The organism is Phaeobacter sp., assembly GCF_022825805.1.
Classification (GTDB): Bacteria; Pseudomonadota; Alphaproteobacteria; order Rhodobacterales; family Rhodobacteraceae; genus Phaeobacter.
In genome coordinates this window covers 1-18,820 of record NZ_JAJDWC010000088.1, presented here as the reverse complement: position 1 = coordinate 18,820, position 18,820 = coordinate 1, and the positions used below count along the sequence as shown (strand labels likewise).

Sequence of the window (18,820 nt, the reverse complement as noted above, 5' to 3'; positions counted from 1 at the left end):
TCTGCGGTGTCAGACGGCGTGGCAAAGGCCCAAGTATGATCCAACGCCCCATGCCAGTAAGGCGCAGCACATCGTCCTGTCCCGCAGCATTTATGTTGTGCCTAACTGCAGAACCGGCCCGAATACCCTGTCAGTGTAGCTTTCAATGGTTAACGCACCCTAAATCGGCACAAGCGCGCGCTGTTTTTCCCGCGACCCGCCCATCGCGGTGCTGGGCCTTGCACCCATGCGTCAATCCAAGCTATTTGAGTGCAAATTGCCGAGGCAAAGGAGGGCAAAAAATGCGTCGAGTAGTTGTTACCGGGCTGGGGTTGGTCACACCATTGGCCAGCGGCGTCGAAGAAAGCTGGTCCCGGTTGCTGGCAGGCGAGTCTGGTGCCGGTCCGATCACGCATTTTGATGCGGTTGCAAGCGGCGTGGCCACCACCTACGCCTGCGAAGTGCCCCGTGGCGATGGCTCTGATGGCACCTTCAATGCCGATGACTGGGTGATCAAGAAAGATCAGAAAAAGATCGACGATTTCATCCTCTATGGCATTGCCGCGGCTGAAATGGCCGTGCAGGACGCCGGTTGGACCCCCGACGACGAAGAGAGCCTGCTGCGCACCGGTGTGATGATCGGCTCCGGCATCGGTGGACTGTCTTCGATCGCGGACACCGCCGTGATGATCAAGGAAAAAGGCCCGCGCCGCGTGTCGCCGTTCTTTATTCCCGGCGCGCTGATCAACCTGATCTCCGGTCAGGTGTCGATCCGTCATGGCTTCAAGGGGCCGAACCATTCTGTGGTGACCGCATGCTCCACCGGCGCCCATGCCATTGGCGATGCAGCCCGTCTGATCCGCTCTGGCGATGCAGATGTGATGGTTGCAGGCGGCGCCGAGGCGGCGATCTGCGAAATCGGCATCGCGGGCTTCAACGCTTGCAAAGCGCTCTCCACCAAACGCGCTGACGATCCCAAAGCGGCCTCGCGCCCCTATGATGCGGACCGTGATGGGTTTGTGATGGGCGAGGGTGCAGGCATCGTGGTTCTGGAAGACTACGATCACGCAGTGGCCCGTGGCGCCAAAATCTACGCCGAAGTGCTGGGTTATGGTCTGTCCGGCGACGCCTATCACATCACCGCGCCGTCCGAGGATGGCGAAGGCGGCGAACGCTCGATGCGGGCGGCGCTGAAGAACGCCGGGCTTGAGCCTGCCGACATCGACTACATCAACGCCCATGGCACATCCACCATGGCGGACACCATCGAACTGGGCGCGGTTGAGCGCATGTTGGGCGAGGCGGCAGGCAAGGTCACCATGTCCTCGACCAAATCGGCCACCGGCCACCTGTTGGGCGCGGCTGGCGCGATTGAGGCGATCTTTGCGATCCTGGCGATTCGCGATCAGGTGGCACCGCCGACCATCAACCTCGACAACCCAGCCGTCGACACCGCCGTTGATCTGGCCCCCAACACCAAGCGTGAGCGGGAAATCAACGTGGCACTGTCGAACTCCTTCGGCTTTGGCGGGACCAATGCATCGGTGATCTTCGGGAAACCAAAGTGATGTGGCGCAGCCTTGCCTCTAACATGCTGACGGTCCTGGTGGTGCTGCTGTTCCTTCTGGGCGGCGTCATCCTCTGGGGCCAGTCGCAGTACCGCGCAGATGGCCCGCTACAGAGCGCGATCTGTCTGCGGGTGCCGCCCGGCACCAATATGACCCGTGTCAGCCGGGATCTGGACGCGCAGGGCGCGATCACCTCGGATGCGATGTTTCGGATCGGGGCGCGTTACACGGATAAGACCAGCCAGCTGAAGGCGGGCAGCTACCTGCTGGAGCCGGGGGCTTCCATGGCGGCGATCACCGATCAGATCACCCGCGGTGGGGCCAGCAGCTGTGGCACGGAGATCGTCTACCGCGTGGGGGTGACCCGTGTCCTCGCCGAGGTGCGCGAGCTGGATCCCGCCACCAACCGCTTTGTCGAACAGGCGGAATTCATCCCCGGCGCGGATGAGGCCCCGGCGATCTACACCGAAAAGAAAGCCGAGCCCGACACCCGTTTCCGCATCGCGCTGGCCGAAGGTGTCACCAGCTGGCAGGTGGTCGAATCGCTCAAAGCGATGGACGTTCTGGCAGGCGATCCGGGCGAGCGTCCGGCCGAAGGCGCGCTGGCGCCCGACAGCTATGAAATCAGCCCCGGCGACAGCCGCGCATCGGTGTTGCAGCGGATGCAGGCCCAGCAAGAGTTGCGCGTGGCAGAGGCTTGGGCCAACCGCTCCGACCGCGCTGTGGTGCAAAGCCCCGAGGAAATGCTGATCCTGGCGTCGATCATCGAAAAGGAAACCGCCGTCGCGGACGAACGTCCGCTGGTGGCCTCGGTCTTCACCAACCGTCTGAACCGTGGCATGCGGCTGCAGACCGACCCGACGGTGATCTATGGCGTCACCAAAGGCGAAGGCACCCTGGGCCGTGGTCTGCGGCAGAGCGAACTGCGCCGGGCAACCCCTTGGAACACCTATGTGATCGAAGGTCTGCCACCCACGCCCATCGCCAATCCCGGACTGGCCAGCCTGGAGGCGGCGGTGAACCCGGATGACAGCGATTATATCTTCTTTGTGGCCGATGGCACCGGCGGGCATGCCTTTGCCGTTACGCTGCAGGAACACAATCGCAATGTCGCCCGCTGGCGCCAGATCGAGGCAGAGCGCAACAACAACTGAGCCTCGCGCGCTGTGTTTAAGAAACCGAAAGGGACGCGATCTGCGTCCCTTTTTTCTGTTCTACCGTGGGGGCTGCGGGTTAACGCCTTTGCAACAAAGTCTCTGTGAAAGTTAAGTATTTCAATGTGTTGCGTGCGGTTGCACGTCGCCCCGATTTGACCGATCGGGCGTCTTGTGTCAGCTTTTCAGGGCAGCAGGACATCAGCGGGTCGGGGCAGCACGCCCTGATTTGAACCGCCCCCCGGACGGAGGCCTCTTTTGCGAAGAAAGGCTCCGACGCGATGACAAAATACCCACTTACGAAATACTCACTGACGAAACAGGCCCGAAAACAACAGGCCCGATCCAAACCGGCCCGCTCCAAACAGGCCGCCCCCCCACAGGTGCCGCGGCAGGCGCAGACTGCCGATCTCTTGACCTCTCTGCACAATTCCATCGAACGCCTGCGCATTGGTGCCGAAGACATGCTGCTGCGGCTTCAGGCCGATGACGACAGCGATGGCAGCACCGCACCGCGCATCGCCCGATTGGAAAGCCTGATCCGTGACAGCCAGAAAGTGGAGAAAACCCTTGTCGAACAATGCCAGCACCAGCAGCCCGCAGACGGGCTCGACCTCATTGCCGCCCGCCATGAAATCGAAAGCCGCCTCGCTCGCCTTGCTGCCAGCCAGCCAACAACAGAGCTTTCTGGACGGGCTCAGCGCCCATGAGCTGGCGGCGATGCCCTATGTGTTCGACCTCTGGGCGCTGCCACATCAGCGGCCCCCCAAAGGCGACTGGCGCAGCTGGGTCATCCTCGGCGGGCGCGGTGCCGGCAAAACCCGCGCCGGCGCCGAATGGGTGCGTGCGCTGGCGGAGGGGGCAACACCGCTGTCCCCGGGTCGCGCCCGCCGCATCGCGCTTGTCGGGGAAACCTACGACCAGGTGCGCGATGTCATGGTGCAGGGCGACAGCGGCATCCTCGCCTGCACACCCGCCGACCGCAAACCAACGTGGAAAGCCACCGAACGGCGATTGATCTGGCCCAATGGCGCCACGGCGCAGGCGTTTTCCGCCCATGACCCCGAAGCGCTGCGGGGCCCGCAGTTCGATGCCGCCTGGGCGGATGAGCTGGCGAAATGGAAACGCGGGCAAGACAGTTGGGACATGCTGCAATTTGCCCTCCGCCTTGGCGAAGACCCGCGCGTCTGTGTCACCACCACCCCGCGCAATGTGGGCGTGCTGCGTCAGCTTCTGGCCAGCCCCTCCACCGTGCAGACCCATGCCGCCACCGAGGCCAATCGCGCCAATCTCGCAGCCTCCTTCCTGAGCGAGGTGCGCAGCCGCTACGCCGGGTCGCGCCTTGGCCGCCAGGAACTCGACGGGGTGCTGCTGCAGGACATCGACGGCGCGCTGTGGAGCAACGCAGCGCTGGTGGCGGCGCAGCTGCGGGAGATGCCACCGCTGGACCGGGTGATCGTTGCGGTGGACCCGGCGGTCAGCGCGGGCAAAGGTTCGGACGCCTGCGGGATCATCGTGGTGGGCGCAGAGCTGCAGGGTCCGCCACAGGACTGGTGCGCCTATGTGCTGGCTGACTGTACGGTGCAGGGGGCGCAGCCCCTGGAATGGGCTCGCGCGGTGATGGAGGCCGCCAACCGCTATCAGGCCGACCGCGTGGTGGCCGAGGTCAATCAGGGCGGCGCCCTGGTCGAGAGCCTGCTGCGCCAGATCGACCCCATGGTGCCGTTTCGCGCGCGCCATGCCAGCCGGGGCAAAGCCGCGCGCGCCGAACCTGTCGCCGCCCTTTATGAACAGGGGCGGGTGCGCCACGCTCCGGGTCTGGGCGCGCTGGAGGATCAGATGTGCCAGATGACGCCCCGTGGCTTTCTGGGGCAGGGTTCTCCGGATCGGCTGGACGCGCTGGTCTGGGCGGTCGATGAATTGCTGCTGCGCCCTGTGAACCTGCAGAAAATGCCACGGGTGCGCATGCTCTGAGCGTCGTCACCCGGTCGTCACTCGATCGGAGGTGACACCAGCAAGCACCTGTCCTGCGACGGGCGTTTGTTGTTTTGAAACAAGGGATTGCGCGGGGTGTTGCAACCCCTGCGCACGGGTCGCTCAAATCTTATTCAAATTTGATTGGCATAACTGTTGGCACCGCAACCCTGCGGATCACCCCGAGGTGGCCGCCAACCGATCAAGAAGGAGTGGACCATGGTCTTTGACCTGCTGCGCCGCACAGATCAGCCCGTCGAACGCAAGACATCCACCGCCGCCCGCGTGGTGACCTGGCCTGCAACCTCGGCCCCGGTCTGGAGTGGCCGCGACACCGCCGCACTGACCCGCAATGGGTTTGCCGCCAATCCGGTTGGCCACCGCGCTGTGAAAATGATCGTCGAGGCCGCAGCCGCGCTGCCCCTGGTCTTGCAGGATGACAGCCGCCGCTATGACAGCCATCCGATCCTGACGCTTTTGGCCCGGCCCAACCCGATGCAGGGGCGCGCAGAGCTGTTGGAAGCGCTGTATGGTCATCTGCTCCTGTCGGGCAACGCCTATATCAAGGCCGCAGGCCTGCCGCAGGGCGGTGCAGAGCAGACGACGGAACAGACAAGCGGCGGGCCCAACACCCTGCCGACAGAGCTGCATGTGCTGCGGCCCGACCGGATGCGCGTGGTGCCCGGCGCTGATGGTTGGCCCATCGCCTATGACTATGAGGTCGGGGGCCGCAAGCGCCGCTATGATGTGTCGCCGCGCGCACCGCAGATCTGCCATCTGCGCAGTTTTCACCCCCAGGACGACCACTACGGTCTGTCGCCAATGCAGGCGGCGGCGATGGCGGTGGATGTCCATACCGCTGCCTCGCGCTGGTCCAAAGGGCTGTTGGACAATGCCGCACGCCCCTCCGGGGCGTTGGTCTGGACCAGCAGCGATGGCATGGGCGTGATGCAAGAGGATCAATTCCGCCGTCTAAGTGACGAAATTCAGGCGAATTATCAGGGCGCGCGCAATGCTGGCCGTCCCATGGTTCTGGAAGGTGGGCTGGATTGGAAACCCATGGGGTTTTCGCCCTCCGACATGGAATTTCAACAAACCAAAGAGGCCGCTGCCCGCGATATCGCGCTCGCATTCGGGGTTCCGCCGATGCTGCTGGGACTGCCGGGCGATGCGACCTACGCCAACTATCAGGAGGCCAATCGCGCGTTTTTCCGCCTGACGGTGCTGCCCCTGGTCAGCCGGGTGGCGGCGGCGCTGTCGGATTGGTTGTCGCTCTTTGGCGATCAGCCGCTGGTGCTGCGCCCGGACCTTGATCAGGTGCCCGCACTGGCGGGCGAGCGCGAGGCCCATTGGCGGCGCATCAGCCGTGCCGATTTCCTGACACGGGCGGAAAAACGCGCGCTGCTGGGCCTGCCACCGCTGAACGAGGAGCAGGGGGATGACTGATCTGACGCCACCGCCGTTCGAATGCGCCCCGGGGCTGCGGCTCAGCGCCCATGAACGGATCGCAGAGGTCCAGCACGAGGCCATCAACCGGCGGCTTGAGCGGATCGAAGGCATGCAAGAACGGCTCGAACGGCGGCTGTGGCTAACGGTTTACGGGGTGGCGGCGGTGGTTCTGGCGCAGGTGTTCCAGAGCTTTCTATCAGCCACATAATATCGAAAAACCAATCTGTTGAGAGGGTAAGTTGATGCAATATTTCCCGCAGCTGGAACATAAATTCGCCCGCTTCGGCAAGGATCTCACCGTCGAAGAGGAAGCCGCCGACATGGTGGCCATCCGTGGCTATGCCAGCTTGTTTGGCCGCGTGGACACCGGCGGGGATGTGGTGCGTCCGGGCGCATATCTTGCATCGCTGAAGCGGCGCGATGCGGCGGGCAGCTCGGTCAAGATGCTGTGGCAGCATGATCCGGCGCAACCCATCGGCGTCTGGGACAGCCTGGGCGAGGATGCCCGTGGGCTGCGGGTCGAAGGCCGCATCCTGACCAAAACCCGCCGTGGAGCGGAAGCGGCTGCGCTGATCGCGGCCGGGGCGCTGGACGGGCTGTCGATCGGCTACCGCACGGTGAAATCCACCCCACGGCAGGGCGGCGGGCGCGAGCTGTGTGTTGTCGATCTCTGGGAGGTGTCGCTGGTCACCTTTCCGATGCTGCCGTCGGCCCGCCTGCAACCAGATCACCCCGGTGCGAGCAAGAGCGCGCCTGAAAAACCCAATACAGCCGCGCATAACACAGCAATGCCCACCTCAGCAGCGCCGAATGCCGCAATGGACGCAGCGCAGGCGGATCGCTGGCGCAAACTCGCGACGCTGTTGCGTCAGGCGGCGCCCTGATTGCGGGCGTGTGACGACCGACGCCTTTCTTTCCCTTTGTTCAACGCAAGGATCTGATGACATGACCGATGTTTCGCGGGCCAGCCCGCCGTCCCATGTGGCTGCAAATGGCCGCGCCAATCCCACCCAGATCACCTCCGAGGCGACGCCAGAATTCACTCCAGAACAGGCGCGCTCTCTGCTGCAGCCAACTCCTCTGGAGCCGCTCAGCGCAAAACAGGCCACGACAGATGCGCCATCCCATCAGCCGGAATCTGCGCCCGCGCCCGCCTATGATCCGCTCCTGGATGTTGCGGAGGCAGTCGGCGAATTCATGCAGAAATTCAATCACTTCAAGGGCGATGTTGCCACCAAACTGAAACAGACCGAGGACCGAATAACCATGCTTGATCGCAAATCCCACTCCGCTTTCCGTCCCCCATTGGCCGCGGCCGATCTGGCCGCCGCGCCGCATCAGAAAGCCTTTGATGCCTACCTGCGCTCCGGCGATGATGCCGATCTGCGCGGGCTTGATCTGGACAGCAAAGCCATGTCCACCACCGTGGCCGGCGATGGCGGCTATCTGGTGGATCCGCAAACCGCCGAGACCGTGAAATCGGTCCTCTCCAGCACCGCATCGATCCGCGCCATTGCGACCGTGGTGACGGTGGAGGCCTCCTCTTACGATGTGCTGATGGATCAGGGCGAAATCGGCCACGGCTGGGCCAATGAAACCGCGCCGGTCAGTGAAACCGCCACCTCCAGCCTGGACCGGATCACCATTCCGCTGCATGAACTCAGCGCCTTGCCGAAAGCCTCACAACGGTTGTTGGATGACAGCGCCTTCGATATCGAGGCCTGGCTGGCGGGGCGGATTGCCGACAAATTCACCCGTGCGGAGGCGGCTGCCTTCATCAACGGCGATGGCGTCGACAAACCCACAGGCTTCCTGTTTCACCCGGCCGTCGCAGATGACAGCTGGAGCTGGGGCAGCCTGGGCTACATTCCCACGGGCGTTGATGGCGATATTGGCACCGGTGATGCGATCATCGATCTGGTCTATGCGCTGGGGGCTGAATATCGCGCCAATGCAAGTTTCGTGATGAATTCGAAAACCGCAGGCCAGCTGCGTAAGCTGAAGGATGGCGATGGTCGCTTCCTCTGGGCGGATGGTCTGGCAGCGGCAGAACCGGCCCGGCTGATGGGGTATCCGGTGCTGATCGCCGAGGATATGCCAGACGCGGATGCCAATGAATATGCCGTGGCCTTTGGTGATTTCACCGCAGGTTACACCATCGCCGAACGCCCGGATCTGCGGGTGCTGCGCGACCCCTTCAGCGCCAAGCCGCATGTGCTGTTTTATGCCACCAAACGGGTGGGCGGTGACGTCAGTGATTTTGCCGCGATCAAGCTGCTGAAATTCGGGCTGAGCTGAGCCTGGACTCCCACGGTGGGGCAGAGATGCCCCGCCTGCGGATGCGCCTGATACCACGACGGATCCCACGACGGATCCCACGACGGATCCCACAACTGATCCCCTGACTGATCTTGTGACGGATACCACGATTGGGTCTGGGGCTGTTGGTCTTGCTGCTCCCCCTTCGTCCGGCAACAGCCCCAACAGGCGCATCCGCTCTCTTCCCGACTGCCCTTGATCCCGTTTTGAACCGCTGATCCCGTTTTGAACCGCTGATCCCCCGTTTGCCTGATGAGAGGTTGAAACCCTCAAACAAAACAGCCCCTTGGAGTGAAAAGATGATGTTGACAGAACTGACACCCATCCCAGAAGAGGCGCTGCCGCATGAGGCATTCAAGGCGCATCTGCGCCTGGGCACCGGGTTTGAGGAAACCGGACTGCAACAGGAGGTGCTGGCCCATTTCCTGCGTGCGGCCATCGCCGCCATCGAGGCCCGCACGGGCAAGGTGCTGCTGGCGCGGGACTATGATCTTGAGCTGGCCGCCTGGACAGGGATCTGGCCTGACGCCTCGGGGCAGTCTTTTTCCCCGGCTCGGTCTCAGTCGGTGTCCCTGCCGCTGGCGCCGGTGCAGCAGATCGACAGCATGACGCTGATCTTTGCAGATGGCAGCAGCGAACTCATTGCGGCAGATCGCTATCAGCTGATCCCCGACAATCAACAGCCGCGGCTCAGTGGTCGCAATGGCGCGCTGCCAACCATTCCGGCGGGCGCATCCATGCGGCTCCGGCTGCGCGCAGGGCTTGCCGACAGTTGGGCTGCGATGCCTGCGGATCTGGCGCAGGCGGTGCTGATGCTGGCGGCGCATTACTACGAATACCGCGATGACATGCGCCTGCAGGGGGGCTGCATGCCCTTTGGCGTCAGCAGCCTGATCGAACGCTATCGCAGCCTGCGCCTCAGTCTGGGGCGCGGCGCGGGCGCCCCGGTGCACAGAGGAGAGCTTTGATATGACCCGTCGTTTGCCATCCCGCACTGCGCCTCGCCCCCGTTTGAACCGCCGTCTGGCGCTGGAAGATCCCCGCCGCACCTCTGATGGGGCCGGTGGCCATGTCGAGGCCTGGCAGGTGCTCGGGGAGCATTGGTGTGAAATGCGCGCGCTCAGCGGCCGCAGCACCGACCGCCAGGGCACCACGCTGTCGTTGCAGCGGTTTCGCATCACCCTGCGCGCAGCCCCCGTGGGCAGTCCGCAGCGGCCCCGTCCCGATCAGCGCTTTCGCGAGGAGGCGCGCATCTTTCGCATCGATGCCGTGGCCGAGGGGGATCCCGATGGTCGTTACCTGACCTGTTTCACCACCGAGGAGACCACGGCATGACCTACGCCTTGTCCTTGCCGCTGCAAGAGGCGGTCTATCAGCATCTGGCCACCGATCCGGCGCTCGCCGCGCAACTGGGGGATGCGATCTACGATGCGCTGCCCGCAGGCTCCCTGCCGCAGACCTATGTGACGCTGGGCCCGGAACAGGCGCAGGACCGCTCCGATCGCAGCGGTGGCGGCGCGCGCCATCTGATCGATCTGACAATCCACTCCGATATCGCGGGTTTTGCCGGGGCGAAGGCGATTGCCGCCACCATCTGCGACATTCTGCTGGCCGCCGATCTGCAGCTGAGCCGCGGCCGGGTGGTGGGGCTGTGGTTCAACCGGGCCTTGGCCAAACGCACCACATCCGGCGGCCGCCGCATCACGCTGCGCTTTGTGGTGCGGCTGGAGGATACCGCCTGACGGCTCAGGCGCGCAGCACCCCTAGGCCCAATAACTGACAGGCCAAACAACCGTCAGGCCGAACAGAAGTGACCTGCACGACAGGACGGAATGCCAAATCACCGCCGCATGTCTCCCACCTTTGGATGGGTCCGCGGCATCAGCAAAAGGAGGCTCCGATGGGTGCCCAGAACGGTAAGGATCTATTGGTCAAAATCGACATGACAGGGGATGGGCAGTTTGAAACCATCGCCGGACTGCGCGCCACGCGCATCAGCTTCAACGCCGAAAGCGTCGATGTCACCAGTCTCGAAAGCCAGGGGGGCTGGCGCGAGCTTCTATCAGGGGCGGGGGTGCGCTCGGCCAATATCTCGGGCTCGGGTATTTTTCGCGATGCGGGCACCGATGAACGGGCGCGCCAGCTGTTCTTTGACGGGCTGACACCGGCCTATCAGGTGATCATTCCCGATTTCGGCATTGTCGAAGGCCCGTTTCAGGTGACCGCGCTGGAATATGCGGGCAGCCACAATGGCGAAGCCACCTATGAGCTGTCGCTGGCCAGTGCCGGGGCGCTTGTCTTCACCGCGATCTGAGGGCGGGCAAATGCAGAGATCCCAGATCCCGACCAGTCACACCCACGCAGCTGACCCGATACCAGGGCGTCTGCCCAATCCCCACGCCGGTGAGGTCACGCTGGAGATCAATGGCTGCCCGCATATCCTGCGGCTCAGCCTGGGGGCGTTGGCGGCGCTGGAGGCGCGGCTGCAGGTCGGCTCTCTGATTGCGCTGGTGGCGCGGTTTGAAAGCGGCGGATTTTCTGCCAGCGATGTGCTGGCGCTGCTGGCGGCAGGGCTGCAGGGCGCAGGCCACAGCCTGACGGAGGCCGAGCTGGCACAGGCGCAGATTGGTGGTGGTCCGCTGCGGGCAGCCCAGGTGGCGGCGCAGCTGCTGGCGCTCAGTTTTGGCTCGGCTGATCCGGCGAGTGCGGCTGATGCCGTCAGCACCGTGGCGGACCAGAAATGAGCGCGCCGTGTGCTTCTGATCAACTGATGCCAGATCCATCAGAGGGCGCCACCACGCCGGAGCCTTTGGACACGCCGGAGCCTTTGGACTGGCCTGCGCTGATGCGCGCGGGGATGTGCCACCTGCGGCTGCCGCCTGCCACTTTCTGGGCGCTGACCCCGGCGGAGCTGGCACTGATGCTGGGGCAGGGACCCGGACAGGAGGGCTATGGGACCAGACCCATGGCGCGGGCGGGACTGCAGGCCTTGATGCAGGCTTTTCCCGATCCGGTGCCCAGTACGCTGCCAAGTGCTGTGCCCAGTACGGTGTCCAGTACGTGTGCCAGCACGGTGTCTAGTACCGGGGCCAGTACGGCCTCCAGTCGGCCTTCAAGTCCGCCGCCTGATCCACCAGCGCGTCACGCCCCCATACCCCCGACATCCACAGCCCCCACGCAACCGGATCACCGCACATCCAATGTGCCCACCCAGCACCTGACCCCAACTGACGGAGCGCAGACATGAGCGAACAGGACATCACAGATCTGGAACAGACCAGCGCCGGGTTGAGCGCGAGCCTCGGCGACGCCGCCACAATGGCTGCCAGTTTCGACGCCGAATTGCGCCGGGTGCGCAGCGCATTTGCCGCCACGCAACATGATGCGCGCGCGCTGGAACGGGGCATGTCCAAAGGCCTGCGCCGGGCCTTTGACGGGGTGGTGTTTGACGGGATGAAACTGTCGGACGCACTGGACACGATGGCGCGGTCAATGATCCAGACAACCTATTCGGCGGCCCTGACACCGGTGACCCAGCATGTGAGCGGCCTGTTGTCCGAAGGGGTGCAATCGGTGGTTGGTGGGCTGTTGCCCTTTGCCGATGGGGCCGCGTTTTCGCAGGGGCGGGTGATGCCTTTTGCCCGTGGTGGCGTGGTTTCCGGTCCGGTTGCGTTCCCGATGCGCGGGGCAACCGGCCTGATGGGGGAGGCAGGCCCGGAGGCGATCCTGCCGCTGGCGCGGGCCGCGGATGGCTCGCTCGGGGTGCGCAGCGGCGGTGGTTCTGGCCCGGCGCAGGTGGTGATGCATATCCAGACCCCGGATGTGCAGGGCTTTCAGCGCAGCCAAGGCCAGATCGCCGCGCAACTGAGCCGCGCCCTCAGCCGGGGACAGCGCAACCGCTGAGCGGCCAACTCCCACAGTCCAATCCACACAGCCCAACCGCACAGTCCACCCCCCACAGTCCAGTCAACACTGGCTCGCATAGTTGCCAGCATAGCGGCTGACCCAAGCCTGCAAGACGTAAGGAGATCTCCCGATGGAGCTGACAGATCAAATTCCTGCACCAACGCCTGCAACGCAAAGCGGCCAGATAAGCAGCCAGAACTCTGCTGCTTTCCACGAGGTGCGCTTTCCGGCCTCGCTCAGCTTTGGCTCCATCGGCGGGCCAGAACGGCGCACCGATGTGGTCGCGCTTGCCAATGGGTTTGAGGAACGCAACACCCCCTGGGCCCATTCGCGCCGCCGCTATGACGCGGGGGTTGGCCTGCGCAGCCTGGAGGATATCGAAGCGCTGATTGCGTTCTTTGAGGCCCGGCAGGGGCAGATGTTCGGTTTTCGCTGGAAAGACTGGTCGGATTACAAATCCGCCCCCGCCTCACAGGAGGTGCGGTTTGACGATCAGGTCATCGGTGCGGGGGATGGGGTGCAGAGCGCCTTCCAACTCTCCAAGAGTTACCGGTCGGGTGCGCAGACCTATCAGCGCCCGATTGCGAAGCCCGTGGTGGGCTCCGTGCGGGTGGGTGTCGATCAGGACGTGCTGCAGGAGGGGGTGGATTTCACCCTCGATCCCAGCAGCGGTCTGATCCGTTTCACCCACCCGCCGGAACTGGGGCGCATGGTGCGGGCGGGGTTTGAGTTCGACGTGCCCGTGCGCTTTGATACCGACCGCATCCAGACCAGCGTCGCGTCGTTTCAGGCAGGCGATGTGCCCAATGTGCCAGTGGTGGAGGTGCGGGTATGACCGGGCATGTGCAGACTGGGAGTGAGCAGACTGGGACCGAGCAGATTGGGACCGAGCAGATTGGGATTGTGCAGACGCCGCCTGAGATGTCCAACAGCGGTATGAGTGCGGCGTTTCGGGCTCATCTGGCCAGTGGTCAGACCACGCTGTGCCGCTGCTGGGCGGTGCGGCGGCAGGATGGGGAGACCTATGGGTTCACCGATCACGACCGAGATCTGGTGTTCGGCCCAAAGGGGCAGGACCCGACAGAAGTGGCGGAGGCTGCAGGATTTGACGCGCTGGTGTTTCAGGCGGGCACCGGTCTGACCGCGCGCAATCTGGAACAGGCCACCGGTCTGGCAGTGGACAACAGCGAGGCTTTTGGTGCGCTCAGCGCAGCGGCCATCAACGAGGCCGATATCGAAGCGGGCCGGTTTGATCGGGCAGAGGTGTTCTGCTGGCTGGTGAACTGGGCGGATGTCTCCCAGCGCTGGCTGCAGTTTCGCGGCCATTTCGGTCAAATCCGCCGCGCAGGTGGGGCGTTTGATGCGGAATTGCGCGGGCTGACCGAGGTGCTGAACCAGCCGATGGGCCGGATCTACCAAAAGCCCTGCGCGGCGGTGCTGGGGGATCGCGCCTGCGGTTTTGATCTGACAACACCGGGCTACAGCCTGGAGCGTGTGGCCGAGCAGGTGGAGGCGGGGCAGTATCTGACCTTTGCCGCGCTTGCCGGGTTTGAACCGGGGTGGTTTACCGGCGGGCGGCTCAGCGTGCTGGAGGGGCCTGCGGCCGGGCTGTGGAGCTGGGTTAAACGGGATGAGATCCGCGCAGGCGGGCTTGCAAGCGCTGGACAGGCCGCAGATCCCAGTGGGTCGCATCGCCATCTCACCCTGTGGGAGCCGCTGCGCGCGGCCCTGCGCTCGGGGGATCTGATCCGCCTGGAGGCGGGCTGCGACAAACGCTTTGCCACCTGTCGGCTGAAATTCGACAATACGGTGAACTATCAGGGCTTTCCCGACATCCCCGGCGAGGACTGGGTGATGAGCGTGCCGCGCCAAAGCGGCAGCAACCGCGGAGGCAGCCGCAGATGAGCCGGTATTCCCACCACGATCCGCAGCAATGGCAAACGCAGCACCGGCAAACGCTGGACCGGCAACCGCTGGACCCGAGGCCGCCTCAACCAGGTAAGATTGAACCAGGGAGGTCTGAACAGGGAAAGTTTGAACAGGTACGGCTCGAGCAGGGGCAGCGGGTGGTTCTGGCCGCGCGGCGCTGGCTTGGCACGCCCTATGTGCATCAGGCTGCCACGCGGGGGGCGGGCTGCGATTGTCTGGGGCTGATCCGCGGGGTCTGGCGCAGCTGTTGCGGCCCCGAGCCAGAGCAGCCGCCTGCCTACACCATGGATTGGAGCGAACCCCAACACGAAGAACTGCTGTGGCAGGCGGCGCTGCGCCATCTGCAGCCCAAACCGCTGTTGGCAGCAGCCGTTGGCGATGTGCTGTTGTTCCGCATGCGTGCGGGAGCGGTGGCCAAACATCTGGCCATACAGACCGAAGTGGGCGGGCCAGATCCCATGGCCCAGACCGCGGCAGAACCGCAGGCGCAGTTCATCCACGCCTATAGCGGCCACGGGGTGGTGGAAACCGCGCTGAGCGCGCCCTGGCAACGGCGCATCGTGGCGCGCTTTGCCTTTCCAGTGCCGATTTCAGGGCCAGCAGAGGCGACAGTGCAGGTGCCGGAGCAGGCGCTGGGGTGCGCATCCGACAACAGTATCCAACAACTGGCGAACAAGAGGTGACGTGATGGCGACCATTCTTCTTTCAGCGGCGGGCGCCGCGCTTGGCGGCTCGGTTGGTGGTGCGGTGGCGGGGCTGTCGTCGGTGGCGATTGGCCGGGCACTTGGGGCCACGGTCGGGCGCGCCATTGATGCCCGCCTCCTCGGGGCAGGCAGCGAACCGGTGGAAACCGGGCGCGTCGAAAGGTTTCGCCTGACCCACGCCAGCGACGGCCAGCCGGTCGCGCAGGTCTTTGGCCGGATGCGTGTGGGCGGTCAGGTGATCTGGGCTTCGCAGTTCCGCGAAACCACGGTCACCAGCGGCGGTGGCGGCAAGGGCGGTGGCGGGCGACCGCAAGTGACCAGCTACAGCTACGATGTGTCACTGGCCGTGGCAGTCTGCGCCGGTGAAGTGCTGGATATCGGGCGGGTCTGGGCCGATGGCGAAGAGGTCGCCCCAAAGGATCTGAACATGACGCTGTATCGCGGCACGGCCGATCAGCAGCCTGATCCGATGATGGAGGCTGTCGAGGGCGCTGGGCTGGTGCCTGCCTATCGCGGTACGGCCTATGTGGTGATGGAGAACCTCGCGCTGGAGCGGTTTGGCAACCGGGTACCGCAGTTCTCGTTCGAGGTTGTGCGCGCCGAGCAGCCAGACAGCAGCACCTATGATCTGGATCTGCCGCAGCTGGTGCAGGGGGTCGCCCTGATGCCTGCCACCGGGGAATATGCGCTGGCCACCACGCCGGTGCATTACGATCACGGGCCGGGGCAAAGCAAATCCGCCAATGCCCATAGCCCTTCGGGTGAGACCGATCTGGTCACCTCGCTCAACACACTGCAGGCAGAGCTGCCGCGCTGTGGGGCGGCCTCGCTGGTGGTGTCATGGTTCGGCGATGATCTACGCTGTGGCAGCTGCCAGTTGCGGCCCAAGGTCGAACGCCAGCATATCGAAGGCGCGAATATGCCCTGGAAGGTGGCCGGGATCACCCGCGCAGAGGCGCAAGAGATCGTGCAGATCGAAGACCGGCCCATTTATGGCGGCACCCCCACCGATCAATCGGTGATCGAGGCGATCCATGCGCTGCAGGCCCGCGGGCAGCGGGTGATGTTCTATCCTTTCATCCTGATGGACCAACTGTCGGGCAATGATCTGCCCAACCCCTGGACCGGTGAGATCGGCCAGCCGCATTTGCCCTGGCGGGGGCGGATCACGCTGTCACTGGCGCCGGATCAACCCGGCAGCCCCGATGGCACCGCCCAGGCACGCGATGAGGTGGCGGCGTTCTTCGGCTCGGTGCGCGCGGCGGATTTCACCATCACGCCGGGACAGGCTGCTCAGGCCGAGCAGGGGGGACAGGCTGGCAGCTCTGCAATCGCCGGTGAGGTGATGTATACCGGCGACTCCGACGATTGGGGCCTGTGTCGGTTCATCCTGCACAATGCCGCGCTCTGTGCGGCCGCGGGCGGGGTGGAGGCGTTCTGCATCAGCTCAGAGATGCGTGCCCTGACCCAGATCCGCGACGATCTGGGCTTTCCTGCGGTGGAGGCGCTGCGCCAGCTGTGTGCGGAGGTGCGCCAGATCCTCGGCCCGGATGTGAAGATCGGCTATGCCGCCGACTGGTCGGAATACTGGGGCTACCAAAGCCCACAGGGCGACCGGTATTTTCATCTCGATCCGCTGTGGGCCGATCCGCAGATCGATTTCATCGGCATCGACAACTATATGCCGCTGTCCGATTGGCGCGCTGGCGACACGCATCTGGATGCCGCCAGCGGTGTGCCCAGTATTTATGACTTGGACTACCTGCGCAGGGGCATCGAAGGGGGGGAGGGCTATGACTGGTATTACCACTCCCCCGAGGCCGAGGCCGCCCAGATCCGTACGCCGATCACTGATGGCGCTTATGATGAGCCCTGGATCTGGCGCTACAAGGATCTGCGCAACTGGTGGAGCCAGCCGCATCACGACCGCATCAACGGTCTGCGGGCCAGTCAGCCCACCGCCTGGGAGCCGCAGAGCAAACCGATCTGGTTCACCGAACTGGGCTGTGCCGCCATCGACAAGGGCACCAATCAGCCCAACAAGTTCCTTGATCCCAAAAGCTCGGAATCCAAACTGCCGAAACACTCCGATGGGCAGCGTGATGACCTGATGCAGCTGGCCTATCTGCGCGCGGTGCTGGGCTATTGGCAGAGCCCTGAGAACAACCCCACCTCTGAAGTCTACGGTGGCGCGATGCTGGATATGAGCAACGCCTATGTCTGGGCCTGGGATGCGCGGCCGTTTCCAACCTTCCCCAATGCCGTGGGTGTCTGGAGCGATGGGGAGAATTTTCTGCGCGGTCACTGGCTGAACGGACGGGTGGGGCAGCGCACCCTGGCCTCGGTGCTGGAGGAGATCTGCATTGGCGCTGGGCTCGACCGGGATGGGCTGAACCTGCGCAATCTGCAGGCGCTGGTGCGGGGCTATACCGTCAGCGACATCAGCGAAGCGCGTGCTGCGTTGCAGCCTCTGTTGCTGCGCCATGGTGTGGATGCCATCGAACGCAACGGCCAGCTGCAGTTTCGCAGCCGCGATGGGCGCGGTGCCCTGCGCGTTGATCCATCGACCCTGGTCGAAGGTGGCGAGGTTGATGGCCGTCTGGAACAGACCCGCGCACCGGAGGCAGAACTCTCGGGGCGGATGCGGCTGCGGTTTGTCGATTGGGGCGGCACCCATGATCTGCGCGTCGAAGAGGCGATCCTGCCCGATGAAACCACCCATAGCGTCAGTGACAATGAACTGCCGATGGCCTTGACCCGTGCAGAGGGGCAGCAGACGGTGCAGCGCTGGCTGAGCGAAGCGCGCATTGCCCGCGACAGCTTGCGGCTGGAGCTGCCGCCCTCGGCGATGGCGATTGGTGCAGGCGATGTGATCGCATTGCCAGCCGCTGCGGCACCTGGCAGTGAGGCGCAAATCCCGACTGGTGGGGGTGCCAGTGCTGAGGCCTCAATCTCTGAACCTGAGGCGCTTTATCGCGTGGATCGGGTGGCACAGGGCAAGGCGCAGGTGATCGATGCTGTGCGCATCTCCCCCGAGGTCTATCAGCGCACTCCGATGGCAGAGGAACTGCCAGGCTTTGTGCGCTTTGATGCGCCGGTGCCCGTGCTGCCGCTGTTTCTGGACCTGCCCCTGATCCGGGACGACGAACGGCCTGAGGCCCCGCATCTGGCGGTGGTGGCCGATCCCTGGCCCGGGCGGGTGGCGGTCTATAGCGCACAAAGCGATGCGGATTACGCGCTGGACCGGGTGATCGCTGCGGCGGCCACTGTCGGGATCACCACCGGGCCGCTGGCCGCGGCGGGCCTGGGCCGTTGGGATCGCGGCGCCCCGCTGGAGCTGGATATGATCCAGGGGCAATTGCAAAGCCGGGATCGGGCGGCGGTGCTGAACGGTGCCAATCTGATGGCGATCGGCGACGGCAGCCCCTCGCGTTGGGAGCTGTTTCAGTTCCGCCGCGCGGAGCTGGTGGCATCAGGGCGGTATCAGGGGCGGTATCAGCTGTCGGATCGGCTGCGCGGTTTGCAGGGCAGCGATGCGGTGATGCCGCCTGTCTGGCCTGCAGGATCCTATGTGGTCGCGCTGAACGGCGTGCCAGAACAGCTTGATATTGCCAGCAACCAACGCGGCATCAGCCGTCATTACCGCATCGGGACGGCCAGCCGTCCGGCGGATGATCCGAGCTACGTTCATCTGGAGGCTGTAAGTGCCGGATGTAATCTCCCCAAAAGGGGCGTTTGAAATTTCCCCAGTTGGTAGCGTCCTGGGCGATTTTTGAACCTTAAATATTCAAAAATCGAACGGGGCGCGGGCCGTTAAGCTCGAAGCTCAAGAAGAAGG

18 protein-coding genes and 1 pseudogene are annotated in these 18,820 nt (G+C 64.4%); all 19 read left to right on the top strand.

From position 1 onward, the window contains the following. Nucleotides 1-281 precede the first annotated feature (281 nt). The gene (gene fabF, locus Q0C28_RS09850; protein WP_293575257.1) at nucleotides 282-1,547 is read left to right on the top strand and encodes a beta-ketoacyl-ACP synthase II; all 1,266 of its coding nucleotides are present in this window, start codon (nucleotides 282-284) and stop codon (nucleotides 1,545-1,547) included. Further along, a complete protein-coding gene (gene mltG, locus Q0C28_RS09845) occupies nucleotides 1,547-2,701 on the top strand; it encodes an endolytic transglycosylase MltG (RefSeq protein ID WP_293575255.1) in 1,155 nt (384 codons plus the stop codon). The genes fabF and mltG overlap by 1 nt, the downstream gene beginning before the upstream one ends. 281 nt (nucleotides 2,702-2,982) lie before the next feature. Next, complete coding sequence (locus Q0C28_RS09840; protein ID WP_293575253.1) at nucleotides 2,983-3,411, top strand: recombinase; 429 nt, start codon at nucleotides 2,983-2,985, stop codon at nucleotides 3,409-3,411. 10 nt (nucleotides 3,412-3,421) lie between these two features. Then, the gene (locus Q0C28_RS09835; protein WP_293575281.1) at nucleotides 3,422-4,675 is read left to right on the top strand and encodes a terminase family protein; all 1,254 of its coding nucleotides are present in this window, start codon (nucleotides 3,422-3,424) and stop codon (nucleotides 4,673-4,675) included. Nucleotides 4,676-4,894: 219 nt separating this feature from the next. Further along, nucleotides 4,895-6,121 (top strand): phage portal protein, encoded by a 1,227-nt coding sequence (locus tag Q0C28_RS09830; RefSeq protein ID WP_293575251.1) that lies wholly within the window; start codon nucleotides 4,895-4,897, stop codon nucleotides 6,119-6,121. Then, entirely contained in the window at nucleotides 6,114-6,332 is a 219-nt protein-coding gene (locus Q0C28_RS09825) for a hypothetical protein (RefSeq protein ID WP_293575249.1), read from the top strand. Before Q0C28_RS09830 ends, Q0C28_RS09825 begins: the two co-directional genes overlap by 8 nt. A 34-nt stretch (nucleotides 6,333-6,366) precedes the next feature. Then, nucleotides 6,367-7,008 carry an HK97 family phage prohead protease gene (locus Q0C28_RS09820; RefSeq protein ID WP_293575247.1) on the top strand — a complete coding sequence of 214 codons (642 nt, stop codon included), beginning with the start codon at nucleotides 6,367-6,369 and terminating at the stop codon, nucleotides 7,006-7,008. 313 nt (nucleotides 7,009-7,321) lie between these two features. Further along, nucleotides 7,322-8,422: a phage major capsid protein gene (locus tag Q0C28_RS09815; protein WP_293575279.1), complete on the top strand. Its 1,101-nt coding sequence runs from the start codon at nucleotides 7,322-7,324 to the stop codon at nucleotides 8,420-8,422. Nucleotides 8,423-8,742: 320 nt separating this feature from the next. Then, nucleotides 8,743-9,411, top strand: a complete 669-nt coding sequence (locus Q0C28_RS09810; protein WP_293575245.1) for a head-tail connector protein — start codon at nucleotides 8,743-8,745, stop codon at nucleotides 9,409-9,411. Nucleotide 9,412: 1 nt separating this feature from the next. Continuing rightward, a complete protein-coding gene (locus Q0C28_RS09805; protein ID WP_293575243.1) occupies nucleotides 9,413-9,778 on the top strand; it encodes a head-tail adaptor protein in 366 nt (121 codons plus the stop codon). After that, nucleotides 9,775-10,185, top strand: coding sequence for a DUF3168 domain-containing protein (locus Q0C28_RS09800; RefSeq protein ID WP_293575241.1), 411 nt, complete (start codon nucleotides 9,775-9,777; stop codon nucleotides 10,183-10,185). The genes Q0C28_RS09805 and Q0C28_RS09800 overlap by 4 nt, the downstream gene beginning before the upstream one ends. Before the next feature lie 158 nt (nucleotides 10,186-10,343). Then, nucleotides 10,344-10,757, top strand: coding sequence for a phage major tail protein, TP901-1 family (locus Q0C28_RS09795; RefSeq protein ID WP_293575239.1), 414 nt, complete (start codon nucleotides 10,344-10,346; stop codon nucleotides 10,755-10,757). A gap of 10 nt (nucleotides 10,758-10,767) precedes the next feature. Next, nucleotides 10,768-11,187: a gene transfer agent family protein gene (locus Q0C28_RS09790; protein ID WP_366934233.1), complete on the top strand. Its 420-nt coding sequence runs from the start codon at nucleotides 10,768-10,770 to the stop codon at nucleotides 11,185-11,187. Nucleotides 11,188-11,213: 26 nt separating this feature from the next. Continuing rightward, nucleotides 11,214-11,453, top strand: a pseudogene (locus Q0C28_RS09785) (rcc01693 family protein); the annotation flags it as partial. A gap of 233 nt (nucleotides 11,454-11,686) precedes the next feature. Continuing rightward, entirely contained in the window at nucleotides 11,687-12,346 is a 660-nt protein-coding gene (locus Q0C28_RS09780; RefSeq protein ID WP_293575237.1) for a phage tail tape measure protein, read from the top strand. A gap of 133 nt (nucleotides 12,347-12,479) precedes the next feature. Then, a complete protein-coding gene (locus tag Q0C28_RS09775; RefSeq protein WP_293575235.1) occupies nucleotides 12,480-13,184 on the top strand; it encodes a DUF2460 domain-containing protein in 705 nt (234 codons plus the stop codon). Nucleotides 13,185-13,285: 101 nt separating this feature from the next. After that, nucleotides 13,286-14,254, top strand: coding sequence for a DUF2163 domain-containing protein (locus Q0C28_RS09770; protein WP_293575275.1), 969 nt, complete (start codon nucleotides 13,286-13,288; stop codon nucleotides 14,252-14,254). A gap of 161 nt (nucleotides 14,255-14,415) precedes the next feature. After that, nucleotides 14,416-14,961: a peptidase gene (locus Q0C28_RS09765; RefSeq protein WP_293575273.1), complete on the top strand. Its 546-nt coding sequence runs from the start codon at nucleotides 14,416-14,418 to the stop codon at nucleotides 14,959-14,961. Between the two features lie 4 nt (nucleotides 14,962-14,965). Further along, entirely contained in the window at nucleotides 14,966-18,721 is a 3,756-nt protein-coding gene (locus Q0C28_RS09760; RefSeq protein ID WP_293575233.1) for a glycoside hydrolase/phage tail family protein, read from the top strand. The last annotated feature ends 99 nt before the right edge of the window (nucleotides 18,722-18,820 follow it).